This window comes from Enterococcus sp. 9E7_DIV0242, from assembly GCF_002140975.2.
Lineage (GTDB): Bacteria > Bacillota > Bacilli > Lactobacillales > Enterococcaceae > Enterococcus_L > Enterococcus_L clewellii.
The window spans coordinates 2,509,456-2,532,773 of the sequence record NZ_CP147247.1 but is presented as its reverse complement, the minus strand read 5'-3'; the positions used below and the strand labels follow the sequence as shown (position 1 = coordinate 2,532,773).

The 23,318-nt window shown below is 41.9% G+C and carries 24 protein-coding genes; 19 read left to right on the top strand and 5 right to left on the bottom strand.

Annotation, left to right across the window (positions count from 1 at the left end):
- Positions 1 to 165 precede the first annotated feature (165 nt).
- Entirely contained in the window at positions 166 to 1,434 is a 1,269-nt protein-coding gene (locus tag A5888_RS12090) for a coiled-coil domain-containing protein (RefSeq protein WP_170924822.1), read from the top strand.
- A 294-nt stretch (positions 1,435 to 1,728) separates the two neighbouring features.
- Positions 1,729 to 3,075, top strand: coding sequence for a PcsB-like coiled-coil domain-containing protein (locus tag A5888_RS12085; protein ID WP_339101636.1), 1,347 nt, complete (start codon positions 1,729 to 1,731; stop codon positions 3,073 to 3,075).
- A gap of 153 nt (positions 3,076 to 3,228) precedes the next feature.
- Here the strand turns inward: A5888_RS12085 and A5888_RS12080 are convergent, their stop codons facing one another.
- A complete protein-coding gene (locus A5888_RS12080) occupies positions 3,229 to 5,034 on the bottom strand; it encodes a M3 family oligoendopeptidase (RefSeq protein ID WP_086349484.1) in 1,806 nt (601 codons plus the stop codon).
- A 101-nt stretch (positions 5,035 to 5,135) separates the two neighbouring features.
- Here A5888_RS12080 and A5888_RS12075 point away from each other — a divergent pair, with 101 nt between their 5' ends.
- The 4 genes from A5888_RS12075 to A5888_RS12060 all read left to right on the top strand — a co-directional run bounded on the left by A5888_RS12075 (position 5,136) and on the right by A5888_RS12060 (position 8,577).
- Positions 5,136 to 5,636, top strand: coding sequence for a VanZ family protein (locus tag A5888_RS12075; RefSeq protein ID WP_339101635.1), 501 nt, complete (start codon positions 5,136 to 5,138; stop codon positions 5,634 to 5,636).
- 124 nt (positions 5,637 to 5,760) lie between these two features.
- Positions 5,761 to 6,486 (top strand): YebC/PmpR family DNA-binding transcriptional regulator, encoded by a 726-nt coding sequence (locus A5888_RS12070; RefSeq protein ID WP_086349488.1) that lies wholly within the window; start codon positions 5,761 to 5,763, stop codon positions 6,484 to 6,486.
- Positions 6,487 to 6,973: 487 nt separating this feature from the next.
- Complete coding sequence (locus A5888_RS12065; protein WP_086349489.1) at positions 6,974 to 7,483, top strand: sigma-70 family RNA polymerase sigma factor; 510 nt, start codon at positions 6,974 to 6,976, stop codon at positions 7,481 to 7,483.
- Positions 7,480 to 8,577, top strand: coding sequence for a DUF4349 domain-containing protein (locus A5888_RS12060; RefSeq protein WP_086349490.1), 1,098 nt, complete (start codon positions 7,480 to 7,482; stop codon positions 8,575 to 8,577). The genes A5888_RS12065 and A5888_RS12060 overlap by 4 nt, the downstream gene beginning before the upstream one ends.
- 14 nt (positions 8,578 to 8,591) lie before the next feature.
- Here A5888_RS12060 and A5888_RS12055 read toward each other — a convergent pair whose 3' ends face one another.
- Together A5888_RS12055 and A5888_RS12050 are read right to left on the bottom strand one after the other, a co-directional pair.
- Positions 8,592 to 9,518, bottom strand: a complete 927-nt coding sequence (locus A5888_RS12055; RefSeq protein ID WP_086349491.1) for a LacI family DNA-binding transcriptional regulator — start codon at positions 9,516 to 9,518, stop codon at positions 8,592 to 8,594.
- Between the two features lie 77 nt (positions 9,519 to 9,595).
- On the bottom strand, positions 9,596 to 9,880 hold the full coding sequence (locus tag A5888_RS12050) for a hypothetical protein (protein ID WP_086349492.1): 285 nt from the start codon (positions 9,878 to 9,880) through the stop codon (positions 9,596 to 9,598).
- Between the two features lie 149 nt (positions 9,881 to 10,029).
- Between A5888_RS12050 and lacD (A5888_RS12045) the strand changes: the two genes are divergently transcribed.
- From lacD (A5888_RS12045) to ald, 12 genes are all read left to right on the top strand, one after another.
- Positions 10,030 to 11,013 carry a tagatose-bisphosphate aldolase gene (gene lacD / locus A5888_RS12045; protein WP_086349494.1) on the top strand — a complete coding sequence of 328 codons (984 nt, stop codon included), beginning with the start codon at positions 10,030 to 10,032 and terminating at the stop codon, positions 11,011 to 11,013.
- 247 nt (positions 11,014 to 11,260) lie between these two features.
- Positions 11,261 to 11,698: a PTS galactosamine/N-acetylgalactosamine transporter subunit IIA gene (agaF, locus tag A5888_RS12040; RefSeq protein WP_086349495.1), complete on the top strand. Its 438-nt coding sequence runs from the start codon at positions 11,261 to 11,263 to the stop codon at positions 11,696 to 11,698.
- A 2-nt stretch (positions 11,699 to 11,700) separates the two neighbouring features.
- Positions 11,701 to 11,979: a preprotein translocase subunit YajC gene (gene yajC, locus A5888_RS12035; protein WP_086349496.1), complete on the top strand. Its 279-nt coding sequence runs from the start codon at positions 11,701 to 11,703 to the stop codon at positions 11,977 to 11,979.
- 43 nt (positions 11,980 to 12,022) lie between these two features.
- Positions 12,023 to 12,499 carry a PTS N-acetylgalactosamine transporter subunit IIB gene (gene agaV, locus A5888_RS12030; RefSeq protein ID WP_086349497.1) on the top strand — a complete coding sequence of 159 codons (477 nt, stop codon included), beginning with the start codon at positions 12,023 to 12,025 and terminating at the stop codon, positions 12,497 to 12,499.
- Between the two features lie 20 nt (positions 12,500 to 12,519).
- A complete protein-coding gene (locus A5888_RS12025; RefSeq protein WP_086349499.1) occupies positions 12,520 to 13,320 on the top strand; it encodes a PTS mannose/fructose/sorbose/N-acetylgalactosamine transporter subunit IIC in 801 nt (266 codons plus the stop codon).
- Complete coding sequence (locus A5888_RS12020; RefSeq protein WP_086349500.1) at positions 13,310 to 14,353, top strand: PTS system mannose/fructose/sorbose family transporter subunit IID; 1,044 nt, start codon at positions 13,310 to 13,312, stop codon at positions 14,351 to 14,353. Before A5888_RS12025 ends, A5888_RS12020 begins: the two co-directional genes overlap by 11 nt.
- Positions 14,354 to 14,776: 423 nt before the next feature.
- The gene (locus A5888_RS12015) at positions 14,777 to 15,499 is read left to right on the top strand and encodes a GntR family transcriptional regulator (RefSeq protein WP_086349502.1); all 723 of its coding nucleotides are present in this window, start codon (positions 14,777 to 14,779) and stop codon (positions 15,497 to 15,499) included.
- Positions 15,500 to 15,523: 24 nt separating this feature from the next.
- Complete coding sequence (locus A5888_RS12010) at positions 15,524 to 16,690, top strand: SIS domain-containing protein (protein WP_086349503.1); 1,167 nt, start codon at positions 15,524 to 15,526, stop codon at positions 16,688 to 16,690.
- Positions 16,691 to 17,029: 339 nt separating this feature from the next.
- Entirely contained in the window at positions 17,030 to 18,190 is a 1,161-nt protein-coding gene (gene nagA / locus A5888_RS12005; RefSeq protein WP_086349504.1) for an N-acetylglucosamine-6-phosphate deacetylase, read from the top strand.
- 20 nt (positions 18,191 to 18,210) lie between these two features.
- Positions 18,211 to 19,206, top strand: coding sequence for a tagatose-bisphosphate aldolase (lacD, locus tag A5888_RS12000; RefSeq protein ID WP_086349505.1), 996 nt, complete (start codon positions 18,211 to 18,213; stop codon positions 19,204 to 19,206).
- A 99-nt stretch (positions 19,207 to 19,305) separates the two neighbouring features.
- On the top strand, positions 19,306 to 20,241 hold the full coding sequence (locus A5888_RS11995; protein WP_086349506.1) for a hexose kinase: 936 nt from the start codon (positions 19,306 to 19,308) through the stop codon (positions 20,239 to 20,241).
- A 134-nt stretch (positions 20,242 to 20,375) separates the two neighbouring features.
- Positions 20,376 to 21,491, top strand: coding sequence for an alanine dehydrogenase (gene ald / locus A5888_RS11990; RefSeq protein ID WP_086349507.1), 1,116 nt, complete (start codon positions 20,376 to 20,378; stop codon positions 21,489 to 21,491).
- Between the two features lie 53 nt (positions 21,492 to 21,544).
- Here ald and A5888_RS11985 read toward each other — a convergent pair whose 3' ends face one another.
- The gene (locus tag A5888_RS11985) at positions 21,545 to 22,126 is read right to left on the bottom strand and encodes a GNAT family N-acetyltransferase (protein ID WP_086349508.1); all 582 of its coding nucleotides are present in this window, start codon (positions 22,124 to 22,126) and stop codon (positions 21,545 to 21,547) included.
- A 37-nt stretch (positions 22,127 to 22,163) separates the two neighbouring features.
- On the bottom strand, positions 22,164 to 22,580 hold the full coding sequence (locus A5888_RS11980; protein WP_249274490.1) for a hypothetical protein: 417 nt from the start codon (positions 22,578 to 22,580) through the stop codon (positions 22,164 to 22,166).
- Between the two features lie 238 nt (positions 22,581 to 22,818).
- Between A5888_RS11980 and A5888_RS11975 the strand changes: the two genes are divergently transcribed.
- On the top strand, positions 22,819 to 23,181 hold the full coding sequence (locus A5888_RS11975) for a TIGR02328 family protein (RefSeq protein WP_339101634.1): 363 nt from the start codon (positions 22,819 to 22,821) through the stop codon (positions 23,179 to 23,181).
- Positions 23,182 to 23,318: the final 137 nt, after the last annotated feature.

Genomic DNA, 23,318 nt, shown 5'->3' with positions numbered 1-23,318 from the left:
CTCGTGAAACAGTTTTGTAACATTATCTTTATATAGATGACACAAATCTATGTTACAATTTGAATGTTGCGAAACTAGAAAAATAATGAACAGTGAAATTATATACGCATTTATGCATAAATTCGGAGGAATAATTTAGTGAAAAAGAATCTTTTATCTACCTTGATGGTTTGCTCGATGGTACTGACAGCAGTAAGCTTACCAGTGACTGTGAATGCAACGGATTACGATACTCAAATTAAAGAGCAGGATCAGAAAATCGATGAATTAAAATCAAAAGAAGCGGAAGCAGAAGCTGAATTAGCGAAAATCGAAGCGGAATTGGAAACAACTGCCGATAAGATCGAAGAGTTATCCGAAACAAAAGAAGTTTTAACAGAAGAAATCAAAGCTCTTTATAATGAAATATCCGATTTGAATGTTCGGATTCAAAAAAGAGATGTTCAGATGCAGAAACAGGCACGAGATGTTCAGGTGAGTGGGAATGGGACGAGCTATCTTGAAGTGTTGTTGAATTCTGAGTCTATTTCTGATGCCCTGACAAAAGTACAGGGACTTACAACTTTGGTGAATGCGAACAACGATTTGTTGGAGCAGCAAACAGACGATAAAACAACAGTAGAAGAAAAGACGAAGGTTGTTGAAGGTCAGATTTCAGCTTTGGAAAAAGCAGAAGATGACTTGAAGGAAAAGCAAGATTCTTTAGATACATTGAAGATTCAGCAAGAAATTGCTAAAAATGATTTAGAGGCACAGCGTGCAACAGAAGAAGGCAAGAAATCTGAATATATCTCACAAAAAGAAGCGGCTGAGAAGAAGTTAGCAGATGAACAAGCGGCGCAAAAGAAAAAACAAGAAGAAGCAGAACGAATTGCCCAAGAAATATTAGCCGCAAACAAAACAACAAACGCTATCGAAGAGGATGGAAGAACAACGACAATCGTTACGCCTGAACAGTCCCCTTCTACAGGCGGCAGTAATGGGATGGATGTTTCTATACCTGAGAGTGCAGGCGAGGTTTCTTCTGCTAAGCAAGCAGCAATCAGTGCAGCCTTGGCTGATGTAGGAAATAGCTATCCGACTGGATGGGGCGCACAGGGAGAATGTTTGGTTTCCGTTCGTCGTTGGCTGAATGCGGGCGGCATCAATTTTGCTGTGGGCGGACCTCATAGTGGTTATTCAGCTTCTGGAGCAACTCAGGTCTCATTATCTGAGATAAAACCAGGAGATGTTATTCAGTATGAAAATATCTATACTCCGGAAGGCTGGATTGGCGGCGTTCATACAGTATTGATCGTTGGTGTCAGCAATGGGACACTGCACATTGTAGAAGCGAATAATCCAGGAGGATCTGGTTATGTCTCTACAACAAAAGGATGGACTCCGGCACCACCGGCTAATTTCAGAGCAGTGGTTTGGCGTTTCCCAGGCTAGATTAAATAGACAAATAATGGAGAACGGAGCAATGTAATTGTTCCGTTTTCTTTGTATACTCTGTAATCCATACGGAGATGGATTGGCTAAATGAGAATGCTTATTTTTATTGCAAACACGGAAGATGGATTACTAGAAGAGAATTTTCCAATTTTTCTCCTATTTGAAACATTTTTGTAATATTTCTATTATCTGTATGACATGGGAATATGTTAAACTGATGGAGTCATTAATTGAAAAAAGAATTTTTTACTGTTAAAGTTAATTTTAAATAATTTGTCGGAGGAATGAATAGTGAAGAAAAGTGTAATACCGATGCTAATGCTAAGCACATTAGTACTTTCAACAATTGGACCTTCTACAACTGTATTCGCGGATGATGTTGATTCGAATATTCAACAACAGGACCAAAAAATTAGTGGGTTGAAATCACAGGAAGCAACTGTTCAAACACAGATCGCTTCTTTACAAAATGAAATTGCAGCAATTGCTGTACAATCAGATGAGCTACAAGGACAGCAAACTGAATTGAGAGAGCAAACAGCGACTCTTGAAACAGAAATTGCTGATTTAACAAAACGTATCGAAAAACGTGAAGAGGCTATTCAAGGTCAAGCACGCGACGTTCAAGTAAATGGGAACCTAAGCTACATGGATGCGATTTTATCCGCTGATTCATTCTCAGATGCAATTACACGTGTTCAAGCCATGTCAACAATCATCGGTGCGAACAATGATTTGGTTCAACAACAAAGAGCAGATCAACAGGCTGTAGAAGCGAAAAAAGCTGAAAATGATGAAAAATCAAAACAAATTGAAGAAAATCAAATTGCTTTGGAAGCTCAAAAGGGCGATATTATCAAATCACAGCTTGACTTAGAAATTCTACAAACGGGTCTTGCGGCTGAACGTGCAACTGCTGAAGATCAAAAAGCATCATTGGTTCAGCAAAAAGCAGAAGCAGAAGCGCAACGAGCTTTAGTGGCACAACAAGAACAAGCGGCTAAAGTAGCAGCAGAGCAAGCTCTTGCAGCAGCAGTTGCAGCACCAGCTGTGGCTGAAAATCAAACACAAGCAACAGAAGATACGACTAATTCAACAAATAATGAAACACCAACAAATACAGGTAATAATGGTGGAAACGAAACACCTGCACCAACGCCTAACCCAGAACCAACGCCGGCGCCAACGCCAGATCCGACACCTACACCAACTCCGGATCCGACGCCAACACCGACACCAACTCCAGAGCCAACACCAACTCCGGAGCCAACACCAGCACCACCTGCAACTGGTGGGTCAGCTGTTTCTATAGCAGCGGCACAGGTTGGTAAATCATATGTTTGGGGTGCAAAAGGTCCGAATAGCTTTGACTGTTCAGGATTGGTTTACTACGCATATATGACTTCTCAAGGTCGTAATGTGGGTGGCTATACTGTTGCTCAAGAAGGTGCGGGAACTCGTATTTCTGTATCTGAGGCACAGGCGGGAGACTTATACTTCTGGGGTTCACCGGGAGCTTCTTGGCACGTAGCAATTGCTACTGGCGGAGGCGGCTTCATTCATGCTGCTAATCCAAGCGATGGCGTATGTTACGGTAACACTGGTTCATACATGCCAAGCTTTGCTGTACGTATGTAATTCAAATGAATAATCAAAAAGATCTGGAATTTTCCAGATCTTTTTTTTGTGTCTAACATAAAATCATTTTTTTAATAAGGAGCAGTGAGGAAGCGATATAGAAAAACTGACTAAAAGCTTTTTGAATGGGGAGCTTTTAGTCAGTTGTATATTCTATTTATAATTTTCAGTTAATGCTAAGAATTCATTGATATCTGCGATGACTAGATCAACTGCATGCTGCCAGAAGTCTGGTTTGGTCAAATCAATCTGCAAGTGCTTTTGCGCTAATTCTTCCGAAGTCATGGAAGCTGTATCACGCAACAAATCAATGTATTTATCTTCAAAATCAGCTCCGCTTTGTTGAGCGATGGCATAGATACCCATACTGAATAGATAGCCAAAGGTATATGGGAAGTTATAGAACGGCACATCATCAATAAAGAAATGCAGCTTGCTTGCCCAGAAATGCGGATGGTATTGATTCAGGGATTCCTGATAGCTTTCCTTTTGAGCAGAGAGCATCAACTCAGTTATCTGTTCTTCAGTCAATAGCCCTTCTTTTCTCGCTTGATAGTAGTTTGTTTCAAAGATAAACCGGGCATGGATATTCATAAACATAGCGTTAGCATTTTGCAGCTTGGCATCCAGTAGGTTGATTTTTTCTTCAGTCGTTTTTGCTGTCTTCAAGGAAGCGTCTGCAACGATTAATTCAGCGAAAGTGCTGGCTGTTTCTGCGACATTCATTGCGTAATCACGATTCAATGTAGGTAGATCCCACATCACACTGCTGTGAAAGGCATGGCCAAGCTCATGAGCTAGAGTAGCCACTTCATTTATGGAGCCCCCGAAAGTCATGAAGATACGGGATTCCTGAGTTTCCGGTAATTCAGTACAGTAGCCGCCAGGGCGTTTCCCAGGGCGATCTTCTGCTTCTATCCAGCTTTTTTCAAAGACTTCTTTTGCGAACTGTTCCATCTTTGGGCTGAATTTTTCGAAGTTTTTCAAAATGAATGATGCCGCTTCGTCAAAGGAGAAGGTCTTTTCCTCTAGCTCGCCCAAGATCACAGGAGCATCCTGATCCTGCCAATCCATTTTTTCTTTTCCGAATAGCTGGGCTTTTCGAGTTAAGTAATCGATAAAATGCTGTTTATTTTTAGTAATGACCTGCCACATGGTTTGTAAGGTTTTTTCACTCATACGGTTATAGGTCAATGGATTTTCCAGAAAATCATCCATTCCGTGAAGCTGATATTCACTGAGGCGAAAGCCATCTAAATGGTTAAGTGTATCTGCTAGTATTGGGGCTTTTTCAGTCCAAGCTGCTTCCCATTTATCAAATAATTCTTGGCGAACAGCTGCATCAGGATCGCTGGTCATTCGATTGAACGCTTGTCCTGCTGACAGCTGAACGACCGTACCGTCTTTTTCAGTATGTGGAATCGAAAGAGTAGATACGATGGTGTCATAATGACCGCTCCAAGCAATCAATCCATTTAGAGAAAGCGTGTTGATAATATTCTCCTCTTTTTCTGAGAGTAGGCGTTGTCCTTCTTTACGTAGTTCATTTAGTCGAAAGGCGATGGGTTGAAATGCTTGTTGATGGGTGAGCTTCTGCCATTGCTCCGGCTGGATTTCGGTTAATTTCTTTTTTAGTAACGTATCGCCCAGCTGTAGGCCGGGGTACAGATCGTTGAGAGAGCCTAGTAATACTTTTGCTGCGCTGTCATTTGTATTGGCAGCCAACAAGGCATTGATATAACTGCTACATTGACTAAAACCGTTCGTTAGCGTACTTTGTAAGGCGATGATTTCTTTTAGCGGCTCTTCCATTCCAGACTCGGTTGGTTTCCAACTACGTATGCTTGTTTGATACTGGTCGGTTTCTTCCTTTAGCTTTTCCATGCGATTTTTTAACGCTGGTGAGGAGCTGCCTCCGGAAAAGATACTGTCTAAATCCCAAATAAGGGAATAACTCATAAAACACCCTTCTTTCTTTTTCATTGTTATTTGTCTATTATAGCAAAACCCATTGTTTCTTACAGAGAAAAAGGCTACTATTAATGAGGTGGGGTGATAAAATGAAAGGTTTACTAAAAAACAGCAATTTATATTTAGTCATAGCATTTATTATCATGGGAATTCTATTTTATAGCTCTTCACAGACCTATGAAGAACAGTCTCAAATCGATTTATTACGGCGTTTATTAGTGGATGAGCCATTTAAGGATCGTTTAAGTGGGGTCTCGTTTGTCTATGCTTCTCAGGAAGTAAGTATTCAGGCAAGTGGCTATTTTAGCTTCATCGAATTTTTTATTCGTAAGGGTGCTCACTTCGGTACCTACTTTCTTTTAGCAGGAAGTTGGTTTCTGGGGTTGAAGCCGCGTATCAATCAATTGGGGCTGACAGCGGTGGTTTCATGGCTGGCGGCTACGGGATATGCTGCGCTGGATGAGCTGCATCAGATGTTTACAGGTGGACGCTCACCTTTGTTTCAAGACATTGCGCTAGATTCGATTGGTGCATTGACAGCGGTAGTGTTATGTTTGTTGATTGTTGGCTTGAAAAGCCGGAAAAAGTAAAATAGGTAAGGTTATGAATGGAGAGAAGCCTTCGTTTATAACCTTCTTTGTTTTTCCCATGTGCTTGCACATAAAAGAAAAGATAGTACAATGATAGAGAAGCATAGTTGAAGGAGGACGTGACATGGCTGGACATAGTAAGTGGAAAAATATTCAAGGGCGAAAAAATGCACAAGATGCGAAAAGAGGCAAAATATTTCAGAAGCTTTCCAGAGAAATATACATGGCTGCGAAGGCTGGTGGAACGGATGCAGCAACGAATCCCTCGTTACGTATGGTCATTGATAAGGCGAAGGCAGCGAATATGCCAAACGACAATATTGATCGTGCGTTGAAAAAAGCGAGCAGTTCAGGTGATAATGAGCATTATGATGAAATCACTTATGAAGGATATGGTCCCGGTGGTTCAGCGATTCTTGTATACGCATTGACAGATAACCGGAATCGGACGGGGACGAATGTTCGGACGGCGTTCAATAGAAACGGCGGCACGTTAGGAGAAAGCGGCTCAGTCAGCTATATGTTTGACCGTAAGGGCTATTTTGTTATTGAAAGAGCAGGACTCGCGGTGGATGAGGATACGCTGTTGGAGCAAGTACTTGAAGCCGGAGCTGAGGATTTGGAAACTTCGGAGGAGGTATTTGAGATTTATACGGCTCCTGAAGATTTTGCGGATGTTAGAGATCAACTGCAGGAGCAGGGATATACATTTGCTCAAGCGGAGCTGACGATGCTTCCTCAAACACTTGTGACATTAACGGATGAACAGAACGAAAAGCTGCAGGGCTTGATCGATAAGCTAGAGGATGACGACGATGTTTCTGAGGTATTCACTTCGGCTGATTTGTAAGTGAAACATCAGGGAAGAGAATCAGAAACATAGTCTAAAGAATTATGGTAACTTGATAACGTAGTGATGGAAGGTAGAAGCAGCAGGTTTCGAAAAGAAGCTTGCTGTTTTTTTGTTGATCAAGGAACAATCGAGAGGGGGAAGCCAAGACTATCAATGGTAAGTAGCATTTAAAAAATAGCGTTGACATCACGAGGCAGCCTTTTCCGCTTAAGGAACTCAAGGTGAAGCATATCGCTAAACCAGCTTTACTTGATAAGAGCAGATAATGGAATGGTGTGTGAAGTAAAAATAAGAAATATATCTTATGTGAAACGATTCCTTTCAAAAAGGAAGGGGCAAATTTAGTGAACACCTATTGTTCATTTTTTGAGGATAAGGCGATTCTTTGGGTAGAAGTTCTGTATAATCAATGTGATGAAGAAAATAAAAAAGTTTCCAACCTTTTTGATCGCGGGATCGTCTAATAAGCAAAGAAGGTGAAAAAATGAAGAATGTGCTGGTTGAAAAAGCAATTGCCGGAAGTCGTGAGGCATTAGAGGTACTTTTAAAGGAACATTATCAGCAATTATACAAAACGGCATTTCTCTATGTAAAGAATGAAGCGGATGCACTGGATATTGTGCAGGACGCGGTGATTAAAATCATGAAGAAAATAGATACCCTTCAATTCCCTGAGTATTTCACGACTTGGGCAGTGCGTGTTGTGATTTTTACGTCTCTGGATCATTTGAAAAAAACTTCGTTTATGGAAGAAGTGGACGAGCAGGTTTGTGATCCTGAAAAAGGGCTATCAAAGGAAGAGCATTTGGACATTTATGAAGGAATACGAAGGTTGCCTCAGCATCTGCAGGAGGTAACGATTCTTCATTATTTCTATGGCAGAAAAGTGAAAGAGATCAGTGCAGTTCTGGATGAGCCCTTGGGAACAACGAAATATAAGCTGCATGAGGCGAGAGCGAAATTAAAAGGCTATCTTGAGGAGGGAGCGCAATGAAACTGAATCAAGAGTGGAAACAGCAATGGGACGCAATAGACGTTCCGGAAACAGAGCTTACACGAATTATTGAAAAGGTAACGGCTGTACCAGAAAAGGTCACACTGTGGGAGAGAATGAAGACAGCGATAAAACGAATGAAAAAGAAATTCCGTAGACGAACACTATACCTAGTAGGGGCGGTTGCACTATTTTTACTTGTTAGCACGAGCATTATCTGGTCACAGCAGCAAACCGTCGAATATTCTTATGATAAGGCTACCCAAGAGGTTGCGCCCACAGAAGAAGGTATGATGAAGATGGAGGAAGCAACCGCTCCGGATTCAGAGACAGCCGTTACTGGGGACGGCGAAGCAACTAAAGCAAAAGCGGATGGGACTCCAACTGCTGTTTCTGGTAAGATTGCACACTTCTATGACTACTCAAAGCAAACAACAGATTTTTCCGGCGATATCAATAAGATAGAAAAGTTGATCGAGGAGAGCGGCAGCTATATCGAGACATCGAGTCGTAGCAACTGGTCGGGTGATTTGCAATCGGCGTATTATAAAATTCGAATTCCGGAAGAAGGAAACGGCGGTAAAGAAACGCTGGAGAAGCTTCGTGGAATTGGCGATACGGTCGATGAAAATGCTCGAACGGAGAACTATTCTTCACAGTATACAGATAATGAGAGCCGGATCAAAGCTTTGGAAACAGAAGAAAACGCCTTGTTGGATATGCTAGGAAAAAGTGAAAAGCTGGAGGATATGTTGAAGATTCAGGAGCGGCTATCTACGATTCGAGCAGAGCGAGAAACTCTCGTTCGTTCAAATAAAGGCATTGATAATCAAGTGGACTATGTGACTGTAGAGCTATCGATCGATGAAGTGAATAAAGTAGAGAAGAAACAGGGAAGTCCTTCTGTTTTCACGCGGATTTCAGGGAATTTTGAGGAACAGAAGCTGTTTTGGATAAAAGCAGCAGAAAATATTCTTGTTTTTGTGGCAAGCAATGTGCTGTATTTCTTGATTGGGCTGGTTCTTCTACTAGTTTATATCTATAAAAGAAAAAAGAGAAAACAGAATAAAACAGAAAAGACAACGGCGGAGTGATCTGCCGTTGTCTTTTAACGTTTGATAAATCGATAAGGGATGGCGATTCGAGTATTTGTTTGCTCGAATAGCAGACGGAATGCTTCTTCTCCGCAACGATCCAAATGGTGATCGACGGTGGAAAAATTCAGCAAATGACTGGCAAGCAGATTTTCCTCACCGATGATTTCTACAGAAGTGGCATCGATAGATTGAAGAATCCCTGCCGCTACTTCATCACTATTGGCAAAGACGGCATCTAGCTGAGGGAGCTGAGCAAATCGGTTTCCAGCAGTTATGCCACTCGCATAGTTTCGGCAATCAGGAATAATCAAGTCTTCATCTGGAAAGCGCCCGAAGACTGTTTTATGTGCTTTCATCATCAAAGCAGTGCTTGGGCTGATCGATTGAGGTCGTCCGACAGCAAGGCCAATATGAGAAAAGCCTTTTTGCTTAAAATAATCAAAAACCTCTACATAAGATTCTTCTCTGCTGAAAGAAACAGCGGAAATCGGGTAATTACCGGTATCTTCACAGCAAACGATAGGTCCATATTTTACATGCTGCTGAATCGTGTCAAACGAGGTCCGCTTTGATGTGATGATCAGTCCGTCAAAAGCTTTTGCAGCGAGCTGTTTCAGATAGTGATGTTCCTTTTCCAAATCGTAGTTCGTTGGTAAAAGAGTGATTTTATAGTCCTTCTTAAAGGCTGCCTTCAAAATGCCACTGATGATTTTATCGTAGTAAGCGACATTGGCATAAGGAATCAGTACACCAATATTTTTTGATAAGCCATAACTCAAATCTCTGGCTTGTGCACTGGGCACATAGTCTAGCTCATCAATGAGTTGGAGGATAAGGTTTCTTTTTTCTTCAGATACATAGGGGTGACGGTTCAAGACACGAGAAACTGTTGTGACAGAACAATCAGCCAGTCGAGCGATATCACGAATTGTCGTCATAGTGATCTCCTTGTATTTTGTAATGTATGCCGCCAGAGGTCAGGATTTCAGCCATAGCTGTTAGCCAGACGAAGCATTTAACAATAGGTAGCGACAGGCAAGTGGCTCTCTATATAATGAACGATGTGATTGCCATAGTCAACAAAGCGATATTCTTCTTTGTTATAGAAAAAGCTGAGTCTTGGGCAGTCGTCCTTTTGAATCATTGGCTTAGTGAGTTGTGTTAAGTCTATCGTTTTGTTGAAGGTTTTACAATAATCGTTTAAGCCACTCAGCTCCATTATCCCATTATTAATGTGGGCAGTAACGAAATAAAAATCGCTTCCTAGTGTATCGCTGTATTCTACAATTGCTTGAATCATAAGTGATTCCCCCTTCTTTTTCTCTACTATACTTTCTGAAACGCGTAACAGGTCAAGGGTGAAATTATAAAAAGGCGTCTCTTTTGTAATTTTTTTTGGTCGGGCATATACTCAAAGCGAGTAAGAGAATTGAGAGGAGACTATCGAATATGTTGAAAATAAGTGAAGGAAAGAAAGCGGCGTTGGATCGTTTGTCTTCAAAAAATGGCATCATTGAGGCACTTGCGATCGATCAACGAGGCTCTCTGAAAAAAATGATGGCGGGCTTTGGGGAAAACAATGCAGAAGAAGAGATCATCCATTTTAAACAGGCGGCTTCTGAAGAGTTAACCAAATACGCCTCAGCGATTTTACTTGATCCTGAGTATGGCTTGCCCGCTGCAAAGCATCGTGCAGCAACTGCCGGGCTGCTTTTAGCTTATGAAAAAACAGGCTATGATGTCTCTACACCAGGGCGGATGCCGGATATTTTGGAAGATTGGTCTGTGACCAGACTGAAGGAAGAAGGCGCCGACGCTATTAAATTTTTACTATATTACAATCCGGATGATGACCGAAAAATCAATCACTTGAAGCATGTGTTTGTCGAACGTTTAGGCAGCGAATGTGAAGGAGAGGATATTCCATTTTTCCTTGAAATCGTGACCTATGATACTGAAATCGAGGATGTCCATTCGGCAGACTTTGCACGAATCAAGCCTAGAAAGGTTATCGAATCGACAATGGAATTTGCGAAGCCCCAATACCACGTAGATGTCTTGAAGCTGGAGGTCCCTGTAGATATGAATTATGTAGAGGGCTTCTCTGACAGTGAGCCTGTTTATACAAGGGAAGAAGCTTTGAGTTATTTCAAAGAGCAAAGTGATGCAGCGGATATGCCGTTTATTTTTCTCAGTGCCGGGGTAACAATGGCGCTGTTTCAAGAAACGATTAAGTTCGCAAAAGAGGCAGGCTCGACTTTCAATGGTGTTCTTTGTGGTCGGGCAACCTGGCGTGACGGGGTAAAACCATATGTAATGAATGGCGAGGAAGCTGGGAAAGAATGGTTCCAAACGCAAGGAAGAAAAAATATCGAAACCTTGAATGAGGTTGTTGAGCAAAGCGCCAGCTCGTGGCGTAATAAAGTGGAATGAGAATAGAGTGAATAGTGAAAATACTGACAGAACATCGTGAGAGAAGCGGTGCTCTGTCTTTTTTTTTAGATTTTCATTCTCGACTGGTATCTTTTTAGATACCTTTTTTCTTGTGTAAAAGGATGGTTTTACGTAAAAATAAGCTGAATTACGTATTATCAGTTGACTTTGCAAGCGTTTTTACCGTATACTCATATTGTGGTTACTACCAGTTGGTTTTTTAATACCAGTGAAAGGATGTGAAGGAATGATCGGTTGTATTTTGACAGGTCATGGCAGCTTTGCCCCGGGGATGATGGGCGCGGTGGAAATGATTGCCGGACCTCAAGAAGCGTTTGAAGTGGTTCCATTTCAAGAAGAGGAGGCGCTAGAGGTATTTGAAGAAAAGCTGGCACAAGCTGTGGAAAAGCTGTCATCAGCGGATGGAGTCGTGATATTTACGGATCTTCTCGGAGGGACACCGTTTCGGACAGCGATGCTGACTGCCGCTGATAAGGAGCAGATTCAGGTGATTGCTGGAACAAATCTACCGATCTTGATCGAGGGCAGCGGTTTGCGCCATGGATTTGATTCCGTTGATGCGTTTATCGACGCGATTTTGGTTATCGGGAAAGAGGGACTGATGCATGCAACACTTGATTTGTCCGCTACTTCAGCAGAAGAAGAGCAGGAAGAAGGGATCTAGTTATGTGGCAGAATATACTGGCTTCGTCCGTTGTAATGATTGTTTTTCTACTAGTGATGGCACTTGTTTATTATTTTCTTAACTTTAAAAATGTAAAAAAACAGAAGGAGCATTACAGAAAGCTACATCAAGAATTGGCTGTTGGTCAGCAGGTCATTTTCTTAAATGGTGTCTACGGAACCTTGACTCGAGTAGGAAATGAAACGGTCGATGTAAAGGTGAAATCTAATGCAGTGATGGAAGTATCAAGATTTGCTATTACAGAGGTTGTTGCGCAATAGCCAACACTTCTTAATAAATAGTTTTGGAAAGGAGAAGAAAAGAATGCCGAATATTTTATTGACACGTATTGACAATCGTTTGATTCATGGGCAAGTGGCAACGCAATGGAATGGATCACTGGGATCCAATTTGATTTTAGTGGCAAATGACAAAGTAGCAGGGGATAAGGTCAGACAAGGCTTGATGGATATGGCTGCACCAAATGGTGTTGCAACAAGGTACTTCACATTGCAAAAAACCATTGATATTATTCATAAGGCTTCGGCTAATCAAAAAATCTTTATCATTGTAGAAAATCCGCAGGATGTTCTGACACTGGTAGAAGGCGGCGTGCCAATCAAAAAGGTAAACATTGGAAACATGCACATGGCAGAAGGAAAAAGACAAGTTGCTACGACAGTTGCAGTGGATGATCAGGATGTAGCGGCCTTTAGAAAGCTGCAGGAAGACGGTGTTGAGCTGGAAATTCGTCGTGTACCGACAACTCCTGTGGAAGACACAAAGAAACTTTTTAGTTAAAGCAGGAAAGGAGATAAAAAATGGATTATAGTATTTTACAAATATTATTGGTGTTTTTAGTAACCTTCATTGCTGCTATCGACCAATTCAGTTTTCTGGAATCACTTTATCAACCGATCGTTACCGGAATGGTTATCGGGCTGATTTTAGGGGATTTGCAGACAGGATTGATTGTTGGCGGAACGTATCAGCTGATGACGATCGGAAATATGCCGGTCGGTGGGGCTCAACCGCCTAACGCGGTGATTGGTGGAATCATGGCTGCTGTTCTGGCTATTACCTTGAAGCTTGAACCAACCGTAGCTGTAGCAACAGCGATTCCATTTTCATTATTAGGTCAATATGGAGTGACCCTGATCTTCTCATTGATGTCTCCAGTGATGGCTGTCGCAGACAATTATGCACATGAGGGAAATACAAAAGGGATCGACAAGATTAACTATTTAGCAATGCTCGCTTTGGGTAGTATTTTTGGTATTATTGTTGTTTTATTCTTTATCGGTGGACAGACATTTGGTCAAACCGTAGTTGATGCCATTCCTGAGTGGTTGATGGGCGGCTTAAGTGCTGCTGGTGGGATGATGCGTTATGTCGGGTTTGCCATTTTGCTTAAGGTAATGGTTTCAAGAGATATGTGGGGCTTCTACTTCTTCGGTTTTGCTATGGCAGTCATCGTAATGGCAGCACCAAGTCTAAGTGGTCCGGCCTTGATTATTCTAGCGTTCATCGGTTTTGCACTGGCTTTCTGGGATTACCAAGTTCAAACAAAATTCAAACAGTCTGCAGCTACTAATGTTGGAGGTGACGAAGATGGCATATAACATTCCTGATAACTATCAAAACACCACACCAGCCAATCAGCTGGATAAAAAAACACTAAACAAAATGGTTTGGCGTTCATTATTTCTTCAAGCGTCCTTCAACTATGAGCGGATGCAGGCGGGTGGTTGGCTGTACTCTATTCTTCCCGGATTGAAAAAAATCCATGGAGACAACAAAGATGATTTGTCCGCATCTATGAGCCATAACCTTGAATTTTTCAATACCCATCCATTTTTAGTGACGTTCGTAATGGGGATCGTCTTGTCGTTAGAACAAAACAAAGCAGATATTCCTACGATTCGTGCCGTACGTGTGGCAGCGATGGGGCCTTTGGGTGGTATCGGTGATGCGTTGTTCTGGTTTACATTGGTTCCGATTACTGCTGGGATTACTTCGAATATGGCGATTGACGGAAACATTGCTGCACCATTTATTTTCTTACTGGTATTCAACCTTGCTCAATTCGCGTTGCGTTTCTTCTTAATGAATTGGTCCTATAAACTGGGAACAGATGCGATCGGTGTACTGACCGAAAATGCCAAAGAGTTCACGCGGGCAGCAAGTATTCTGGGGATTTTCGTTGTAGGTGCGTTGACCTGTGTGTACGGTGCAACCAAAGTAGACGTCAAGATTCCAAATGGTACGACTAGTGCATTGTACTCAGTGACAGAGGTTGTACCTGCTGCGGATGTTCATAAGTTTGATGAGTACATCTATAAAAAGGATGACAATGGCAAGCTGACAGAGGACATTCAAGATGCTGGTACAGATGAAAAAGCATTGGGTGTGAAGAAATTGTCTACAGGCGATTTTGAAGTAACCTACAATCAAAATGAGACAAGAGATGTCACGATCAATATTCAGGAAATATTGGATGGTATTCTGCCTCAGATGATTCCATTAGCATTGACCATGATGCTGTATTTCTTCCTAGCTAAACGCGGCTGGACTCCATTAAAATGTATCGGTCTAGTGTTAGTCATTGGTTTAGTTGGCTCCGGATTTGGCTTGTGGCCAACAATTTGGCCGTAGAAAAATAATACGGGAAGAAGATAGCGCTAAATTGACTGTAACACTTTGAGTGTAGCGAAGCTCTTGGATGAATGGTGGATTTAAAATGAGTTGGTGTTGGGATCGAAACACCTTCTATCCCAACACCCTCTTAAGAGAGAATGTTTGTCCCAACCTTTGTTCAAACCATTGAATTTCAGCGAAAGAATAGGTAGACTTATCATGTGGTAATTACCACTTGTCAGTAGCAGAATGAAAACAGTCGATTGAAAGGAACTGATGAGCATTATTTTTATTATCAAGTCTCTAGTCACTGCGATTGGATAGTTGAGTAAAAATGAAAAATAGCTTTGGGTTCAAGAGCTCAGTGATTTATCTGAGCTAGCTAGTTAAAAGGAGAACGACTGGTAGTTTGATGTGCTACTTATTCGGGAGGGGAAGACTTTGGAAAGAAAGAGAAGACAACCATTATACGATCAATTGGTCGATCTATTGAAAGAACAAATTGAAAATGAACTGAAACCGCACGCGATGCTGCCGTCAGAGCGAGAGTTATCTGAAAAGTATGGGTTAAGCCGTACGACGGTTCGTTTGGCATTGCAGGAATTGGAAAAAATGGGCTATATCTATCGTCAGCATGGCAAAGGAACGTTCGTTTCTTCAATCAGTCAAGAGGTCACGAATTTGACCGGGGGCTATAGCTTTACAGAACAGATGCGTTCTTTAGGGAAAGAGCCGGTGACGACGATTTTGGACTATCGAATCGTTGAAGCAAACAAATTTTTTGCAGAACACCTAAATCTTTCGCTTGGGGAAAAAATCATCAAGTTCAAGCGCTTGAGAAGTGCCGATGATCTGCCTATGATGGTCGAGCGTTCGTATTTGCCGTATAAGAAATTCATGATGATGAAACGAGAAGATTTAGAGATCAAGCCGCTGTATGATTTGTTTGCTGAGGACTATGGGGAAACAATCAAGTTAGCGGAAGAAGAATTTTATGCAAGTATTGTAAGTGATAATGATGCGAAACAATTGGATGTGCCTTATAGTGCGCCAAGCCTTAATTTGGTTCGAACGACGTATAACATAAAAAACGAAGTGATCGAATTTACATTAAGTGTGGCACGGGCAGACAAGTTCCGCTATAAGGTACGCCATGTTCGCTGATTAAAACGAGGAGGCGCATGCTGAATGTTTGAAAAAACGGCAGACATTTTAAAAGAAATGGGTGCGGATATCACAACAGGTGAAATCAAACAACAGCCTGAATTATGGCAGGAAACACTGGAAATTTACAAAAAGAATGAGGAAGCAATTTATGCTTTTCTTGAGAAGATAAAAAGGGAGACCCAGCGGAAAATCCGAGTGATTTTCACGGGTGCCGGCACCTCTCAGTATGTTGGAGATACCTTAGTCCCTTATCTAACGAGACAAGGAGACACCCGTAACTTTTCATTTGAAAGTATCGGAACAACAGATATTGTGGGAGCACCGTATGACTATTTACTGCCTGAGGAACCAACTATTCTGGTTTCATTTGCACGAAGCGGGAATTCGCCAGAGAGCTTAGCCGCAGTTGCGGTAGCGGATAAATTGGTCAAACAGCTTTACCATATCACGATCACCTGTGCAGCGGACGGGCAACTGGCATTGGCTGCTGAAGGGAAAGAGAACATTTTGTTGCTGTTAATGCCGCCAAAATCAAATGACAAAGGATTTGCAATGACAGGCAGCTTTACCTGTATGACATTAAGTGCGTTGTTGATTTTTGATCAGGAGGTGCTTGCTCAAAAAGAAGCATACATACAGGCAATGCAGGAAATGGGACGTGAGGTCATTCAACGTGAGGCTGAAATTCAAACAGTTTTGGCTCGCGATTACCATCGAATCGTTTATCTAGGCTCCGGCTCGCTGAGCGGATTGACGAGAGAGGCGCAGCTGAAAGTATTAGAGCTGACAGCTGGACAGATTGCAACGGTATTTGATTCCTCCTTAGGCTTCAGACATGGACCAAAATCATTTGTGGATAAGCAGACATTGTTGTTTGTATTTGTTAATAATGATGGTTATACAAGAAAATATGATTTGGATATTTTATCTGAAGTTCAAGGCGATGGGATTGCCGCTGCTGTTGTCGGCATTGGTCAACAAGTAGAAGACTCCCTCATAGGGACACCGTTTGTCTATTCAAACAAAGAAGTTCTATTGCCGGAAGCCTATCTGGCATTCCCGGATATTTTGTTTGCTCAAACCGTGGCACTGCACAGCTCGATCAAGGTCGGAAATACACCGGATACACCTTCACCTACAGGTACTGTCAATCGTGTGGTTCAGGGTGTGACAATCCACGAGCTTTAAAAACAGTGACTAAGAGAAGATGGATCGTGGAAGAAGTGACAACAGCAACTGTTGTTTATGCAAGAAGTAGTTGTTAAAAGGTTGTTACCATTCATAGTACGTACTGTAGTACTTGCAGGCAACAGGAGTAGCACCACACCTTCATTATAAATTTTAAGGGGCCGGGATATTAGTGGATGAGCTAATATCTCTGTCACTGTTTTTGGTGTACCCTTTTTACTTGAAACTAGGCGGGTTTTACAGAAGGTTTTTGAAAGAGGTTTGAGTAAAAGATGAGCTATACGCTAAAACAGCAGGTATGAGTTATTGATCTTCAGCAAGAGAAAGAAGGAAGAATGAATGAGTAAGTACTTTATTTATGCAGACCGTTTCTTTTTAAAAGGTGGTGTGGAAACGAGTGGCTATTTAACGGTCGTTGATGGACAGTTTGGTGCGTTTGTGAAAGAGAAACCATCCGGAAAAATTGTTGACTACAGTGGTTGTTGGATTGCTCCGGGACTAGTAGATACGCATATCCACGGCTTTATGGGGCATGATGTCATGGATAATAATTTTGATGGAATCAAGGAAATGTCAAAAGGATTACTTAGCTGTGGGGTGACCTCCTTCTTACCAACAACTTTGACAGCCGGAGTTGAGACTCTGAACGAAGTGACTGCTTCAATTGGTAAGCGATATCAGGAAGTAGAAGGGGCGAAAATTCAAGGGATCTTCTTCGAAGGACCATTTTTTACAGAAGAGCATAAGGGCGCTCAAAATCCTGGTTATTTCTCCGATCCGGATATAGAGGTATTCAATCATTGGCAGAAGTTAGCGAATGGGCTGATCAAAAAAATTGCTTTGGCACCGGAAAGGCAAGGCGCTTCGGAGTTTATCCAAGCTGTAACAGCGCAAGGTGTAGCTGTGGCTTTGGGGCATAGTTCTGCTTCTTACCAACAGGCGAAAGATGCTATTCATGCTGGTGCGTCTATTTTTGTCCATACCTATAATGGCATGAGCGGATTGAATCATCGGGAACCGGGGATGGTCGGTGCGGCAATGCATACAAAAGAAGCTGTTGCCGAGCTGATTTGCGATGGTCATCATGTTCATCCTGCGGCAGCTGAGATCCTGATTCGAACCAAAACACCGGAAAAGACAGCCTTAATTACAGATTGCATGCGCGCCGGGGGTATGCCAGAAGGGGAATATACCTTGGGTGAATTTCCTGTTGATGTGAAAGAAGGTGCGGCAAGGCTGACTTCTAATGGTAGTCTGGCCGGTAGTATTCTGCAACTGTTTGATGGGGTGAAAAATGTTATTGCATGGGATATTGCGACAGTAGAAGAAGCAATCAAAATGGCTTCTTTTGTTCCGGCACAAAGTGTGAACATTGACGATCGATGTGGCAGTATTCAGGCTGGCTTGCCCGCTGATTTTCTGGTGATCCGACCAGATATGACCTTATTGGAAACCTATCTGGATGGCTGTTCAGTGTATAAAAATAATGAGAAGAAGTAAGCAGGGAAAGAGGAAGATATATGTTGAAATTAAGTAAAGAGAAAAAAGCGGCAATGGACCGCTTGTCAACAAAAGATGGGCTGATCGAGGCGTTGGCAATCGATCAGCGTGGGGCGTTGAAAAAAATGATCACCGCGCTTGGAAAAGAAGCGAGCGGAGAACAAATCAGTGATTTTAAAGAAGTTGTATCGAAAGACCTGACACCATTTGCTTCATCGATCTTACTTGATCCTGAATACGGCTTGGCGGCAGCACAAGCACGGGACGAACAAGCAGGCTTATTATTAGCCTACGAAAAAACTGGCTACGATGCGTCTACACCTGGTCGTCTGCCAGATCTTTTAGAGGATTGGTCCGTTCTTCGATTGAAAGAAAAGGGAGCGGATGCAATTAAATTTCTATTGTATTATGACGTAGATGAAGCACCGGAGATCAATCATTTGAAGCATGTCTTTATTGAACGTTTGGGTAGCGAGTGTATAGGTGAGGATATCCCGTTCTATTTAGAATTGGTTTCCTATGATGCGGAGATTTCTGATGCTGCATCTACTGAGTATGCAAAAATCAAACCGCATAAAGTCATTGAAATGATGAAGGAGTTTTCTAAGGATAAATATAAAGTGGATGTGTTGAAAGTCGAAGTACCCGTCAACATGAATTATGTGGCTGGCTTTTCAGAAGAAGGTGTGGCTCCTATTTATTCAAGAGAAGAAGGCTTGGCATACTTTAAGGAACAAAGTGAAGCTACACATTTGCCATTTATTTTCCTGAGTGCCGGTGTATCGGCTAGTCTATTCCAACAAACACTGGAGTTTGCCAAGGAAGCCGGTTCGACCTTCAATGGTGTTCTTTGCGGGAGAGCAACTTGGAAGAACGGTGTAGAGCCTTTTGTGAAAGACGGCGAAACATCAGCCCATGACTGGCTGCTTTCGGAAGGGAAATCCAACATTGAAACCTTGAATGAAGTAGTCAATCGGACAGCGTCTTCTTGGCACGATAAAGTGGAAGTAGAGTAGATGAACGAATAAAAAGGTTGAGTGAGAAACAGGAGAACTATAGGCGGCTGAATAGCTAGATATCAGCCGCTTTTTGATTGAAAAGAAGGAGGCAATACGATGATTTTGACGATAACAATGAACCCTTCTGTGGATATGTCCTATCCACTGCCGAATTTACAGCTGGATGCTGTTAATCGGGTGGAGCAGGTGTCAAAAACGGCTGGGGGAAAGGGCTTGAATGTTTCACGTGTCTTGCATCAGCTGGATAAGGAGCTCTTGGCAACAGGAGTTATTGGTGGACATCTAGGTGCGTTCATTAAAGATAAGCTATCTGAGGCTGGGATTTCGCATGATTTCACTGAGATAAAGGAAGAATCGCGCAATTCGATTGCTATTCTGCATGATCATGGGCAGCAAACAGAGCTTTTGGAAAAGGGACCTACAGTTACACAAGAAGAGGAAGAACGATTTATTCAACACTACCAAAAGCTGTTGGAAAGCAGTTCCTTAGTGACCATTTCCGGCAGTTTGGCAGCCGGATTATCTGCTGATTTGTATGAGCAATTGATTGCTTTGGCAAAAGAAAAAAATATTCCGGTTTTACTGGATACGTCGGGAGGGGCACTGCGAGGTGCAGTGATTTCTGGCACTCCACCTTTTTTGATCAAACCTAATGAGACGGAAGTTGCAGAGCTGTTGTCTGTCGATAGAGCGGAAAAGGAAAGCTTGATTGAGCAGTTGCAGCACTCAATATTTCAGGGCATTGAATGGATTGTCGTGTCTATGGGGGCAGCGGGTGCTGTGGCTAAGCACGGGGATGTCCTGTATCGTGTGACAATTCCGAAAATAGAAGTGGTTAATCCTGTAGGTTCGGGCGATGCGACATTAGCGGGTCTGGCAGCCGGAATCTATGCAGGCTGTTCAGATGAAGACATCCTGAAATGGGGGATGACAACAGGAATGTTGAATGCTATGGAAGAGAAGACGGGGTGTATCGATCCGCAAGGGATCAACGAGCTATTTCATCAGATTCAAGTTGAGAAAATCCAGTAAAAACAATAACGTTTGTTTGCTCATTCGGTCACAAATATTGGAAATCGCCTTGCACATCGCTTTTTCTTACTTTATAATTTTTACATGACTATGTAAGAATGTAAAAAAATCGAACAGAAAAGAAGGTAAAGTGTATGAAAATTGGTATCCCGAAGGAAATAAAGGTCGGTGAGAATCGTGTGGCATTGCCCGCAGCAGGTGTGTTGGATTTGGTCAATGCTGGACATGAAGTATTTGTAGAAACAAACGCTGGAGCAGGGGCTTCGATCAAAGATGAAGAGTATACAGCTGTTGGTGCGGTAATAGTAGCTACAGCGGATGAAGCATGGGCTCAAGAAATGGTGCTAAAGGTTAAAGAGCCTTTAGAAGAAGAGTATAAATTTTTGAGAGAAGATCTGGTTCTGTTCACATATCTTCACTTGGCAGCGAATAAACCGTTAGCAGAAGAGCTGATGAAGAGCAAGATCAAAACAATCGCTTATGAAAGTGTACAGCTTGAGACAGGTGCATTGCCGCTACTATCGCCAATGAGTGAGGTTGCCGGTAAATTGGCAACACAGATTGGAGCAAAATGCTTAGAGAAGGTTCCTAACGGGAAAGGAATCTTATTAGGTGGTGTTCCAGGGGTGCGAAAAGGAAATGTGACGATTATCGGTGGCGGTATTTCAGGAACCAATGCAGCAAAGGTTGCTTTAGGAATGGGCGCAGATGTGACGATTTTGGATGTAAGCACCAAACGTCTACAGGAGCTGGATGATCAATTTGGTGGTTCTGTGAAAACGCTGATGTCGAATCAATTCAATATCCAAGGCTCTGTAAAAGATGCAGACTTGGTAATTGGAGCTGTTTTATTACCAGGTCATAAAGCCCCTGTATTGGTAACAGAAGAAATGGTGCAATCCATGCCTGAGCATTCAGTAATCGTTGATATCGCAATCGATCAAGGCGGTATTTTTGAAACAATTGATAAGGTAACAACACATGACCAACCGACTTATACGAAGCATGGCGTGATTCACTATGCTGTTGCCAATATGCCGGGAGCTGTACCGCAAACCTCTGCGTATGCTCTAGCAAATGCAACATTACCTTATGTAATGGAGCTGGCCAACAAAGGCTTTGAAGAAAGTATCAAACAAAATCCGGCATTGAAAAAAGGGGTCAACACAATTGACGGCGCTATGACCAATCCGGCAGTAGCTGCTGATTTGGATTTACCTTACACAGATGTTGAAACATTTATTGGTTAAAAAATAGAAAAAATCGGACGAGCCCATGAATGGATCGTTCGATTTTTTCTATGTTATATTTCAGCCGCTTCCTGTAATTCCGTCCATTCGTGCTGTAGTATCGAGTAATACAACCGATCGACATACTCACCGTCCATATAAAAATAGTCTCGTAATGTCCCCTCGTAAACGAAGCCGCTTTTTTCAATTACTCGCTGAGAAGGCATATTTGTGGATTTGTGGCAGACTTGTACTTTGTTTAAGTGAATTTGCTCGAATCCGTAGTGTAGAATGGCGGTGACCGCTTCAGTCATCAGCCCCTGATTTTGAAATTCTTCCCCTATACAATATTCGATTTCTCCAAAATGATTGGTATCATCTACCAAGAAATAAGCGATTTGCCCGATACAGTCATCCTTTTCTTTTAGCCTGATGGCCCATCGGTAATAGTTCTGATTGGCATAAGATGTGATCCATTTATCCAAAAGAGCTGCTGTTTCTGCTTCAGTAGTATAGATGGGTTCAGAATACATTTTTTGAATAGCTGGATTACTGACCCAATACTTTCTCATGGAAGCATTGTCCTCTTTATGAAAAGGGCGAAGTATCAGTCTGGAAGTGGTAATCGTCTGTGTTCCAGTATGTGTCAATGACATAAGTAGTCCTCCTATGTAGTTTGTTGGCTATGAAAAACTAATTTTGATGGGCGGAAAAAGGGAAGGGGACTTGTTGTTTTCTGATGGTCCATAACCCCAGTGCAAACTGAATAACACCTACAGAAAAGAAGATGACATGCAGTGCGACAATATCCCAAATCATCACGCACTGAATCATGATCCATAAAAAGAGGATTGCCCCAACTAAACATTGGTAATAAGGAAAATCAGGTAGTTTTTTTAACGTTAGAAAGCCAACTAAAAAATTTCCACAGCTAAGCACAAGTAATAGAAAAAGTCCCGGAATCAAAAAACTGGTGAACGGTGAATGAACTAGCATACTTGAATTGATACCTACAGCTTCCCTCGCACCAGCATTTAGTGCTAGAAAACTACCAGAGCCGGCACCAAATCCCATCAATAAATTAAAAAAAAGAAACACCCAACGCATCATTTTTTTACCTCCTTGACCTATAAGTACAGCGAGTATACCATGTCTGGCAAGAAAAAGAATGAGACTACAGCATGATTTTTAAAATTTCGAGCATTGGTTTTTATTCTTGAAATTTATTCAGGCAAAGCTTACTATTAAAATAAATTTTTATGTTCACGTTTAAAAAAGAAACGGATCAAAAATTCGGCAATCAAGTAGTCTTAGGAATTTAAATCATTACATAATAGGAGGAAACGATATGCGACTATGGCATGAACAGCTGATTTCGGTTCTACCTAGACAACAGCTCTTAGGACAACATAGAGAATGCTGTGCGTTACGGGGGAATGGTTGGGGGAAAAATCATGCTACGGTAAACTATGTATTTAATTATTCACCTTATAAATTATTTCAATACCATACACTTGTTATGGATGAAATGATTTTTAGAGGCTACACGCCTTCGATACAGTGGAGAGATCCTTTCTATCGAGGAACGAATTGTCTTGCGTACAAACAACTAAAAGAAGAAAAGTTAGAAGTGCCTATTTATCCTGAACATAACAATGCCTACTTATCCGAGTGTATTTTAAACTTGAATCAAAAAGGAATTTTTATTTAAAGGCGTATTTTAGATTGGCTTAACTCTTATAGGTATTAAAATGAGTTCTGATGGATAGTCCTTTGACCATTCTACAGCCACATTCGCGTTTGACAGTGAACAACTTTATAATTTAAAAAAAGACTGATCTGATACTG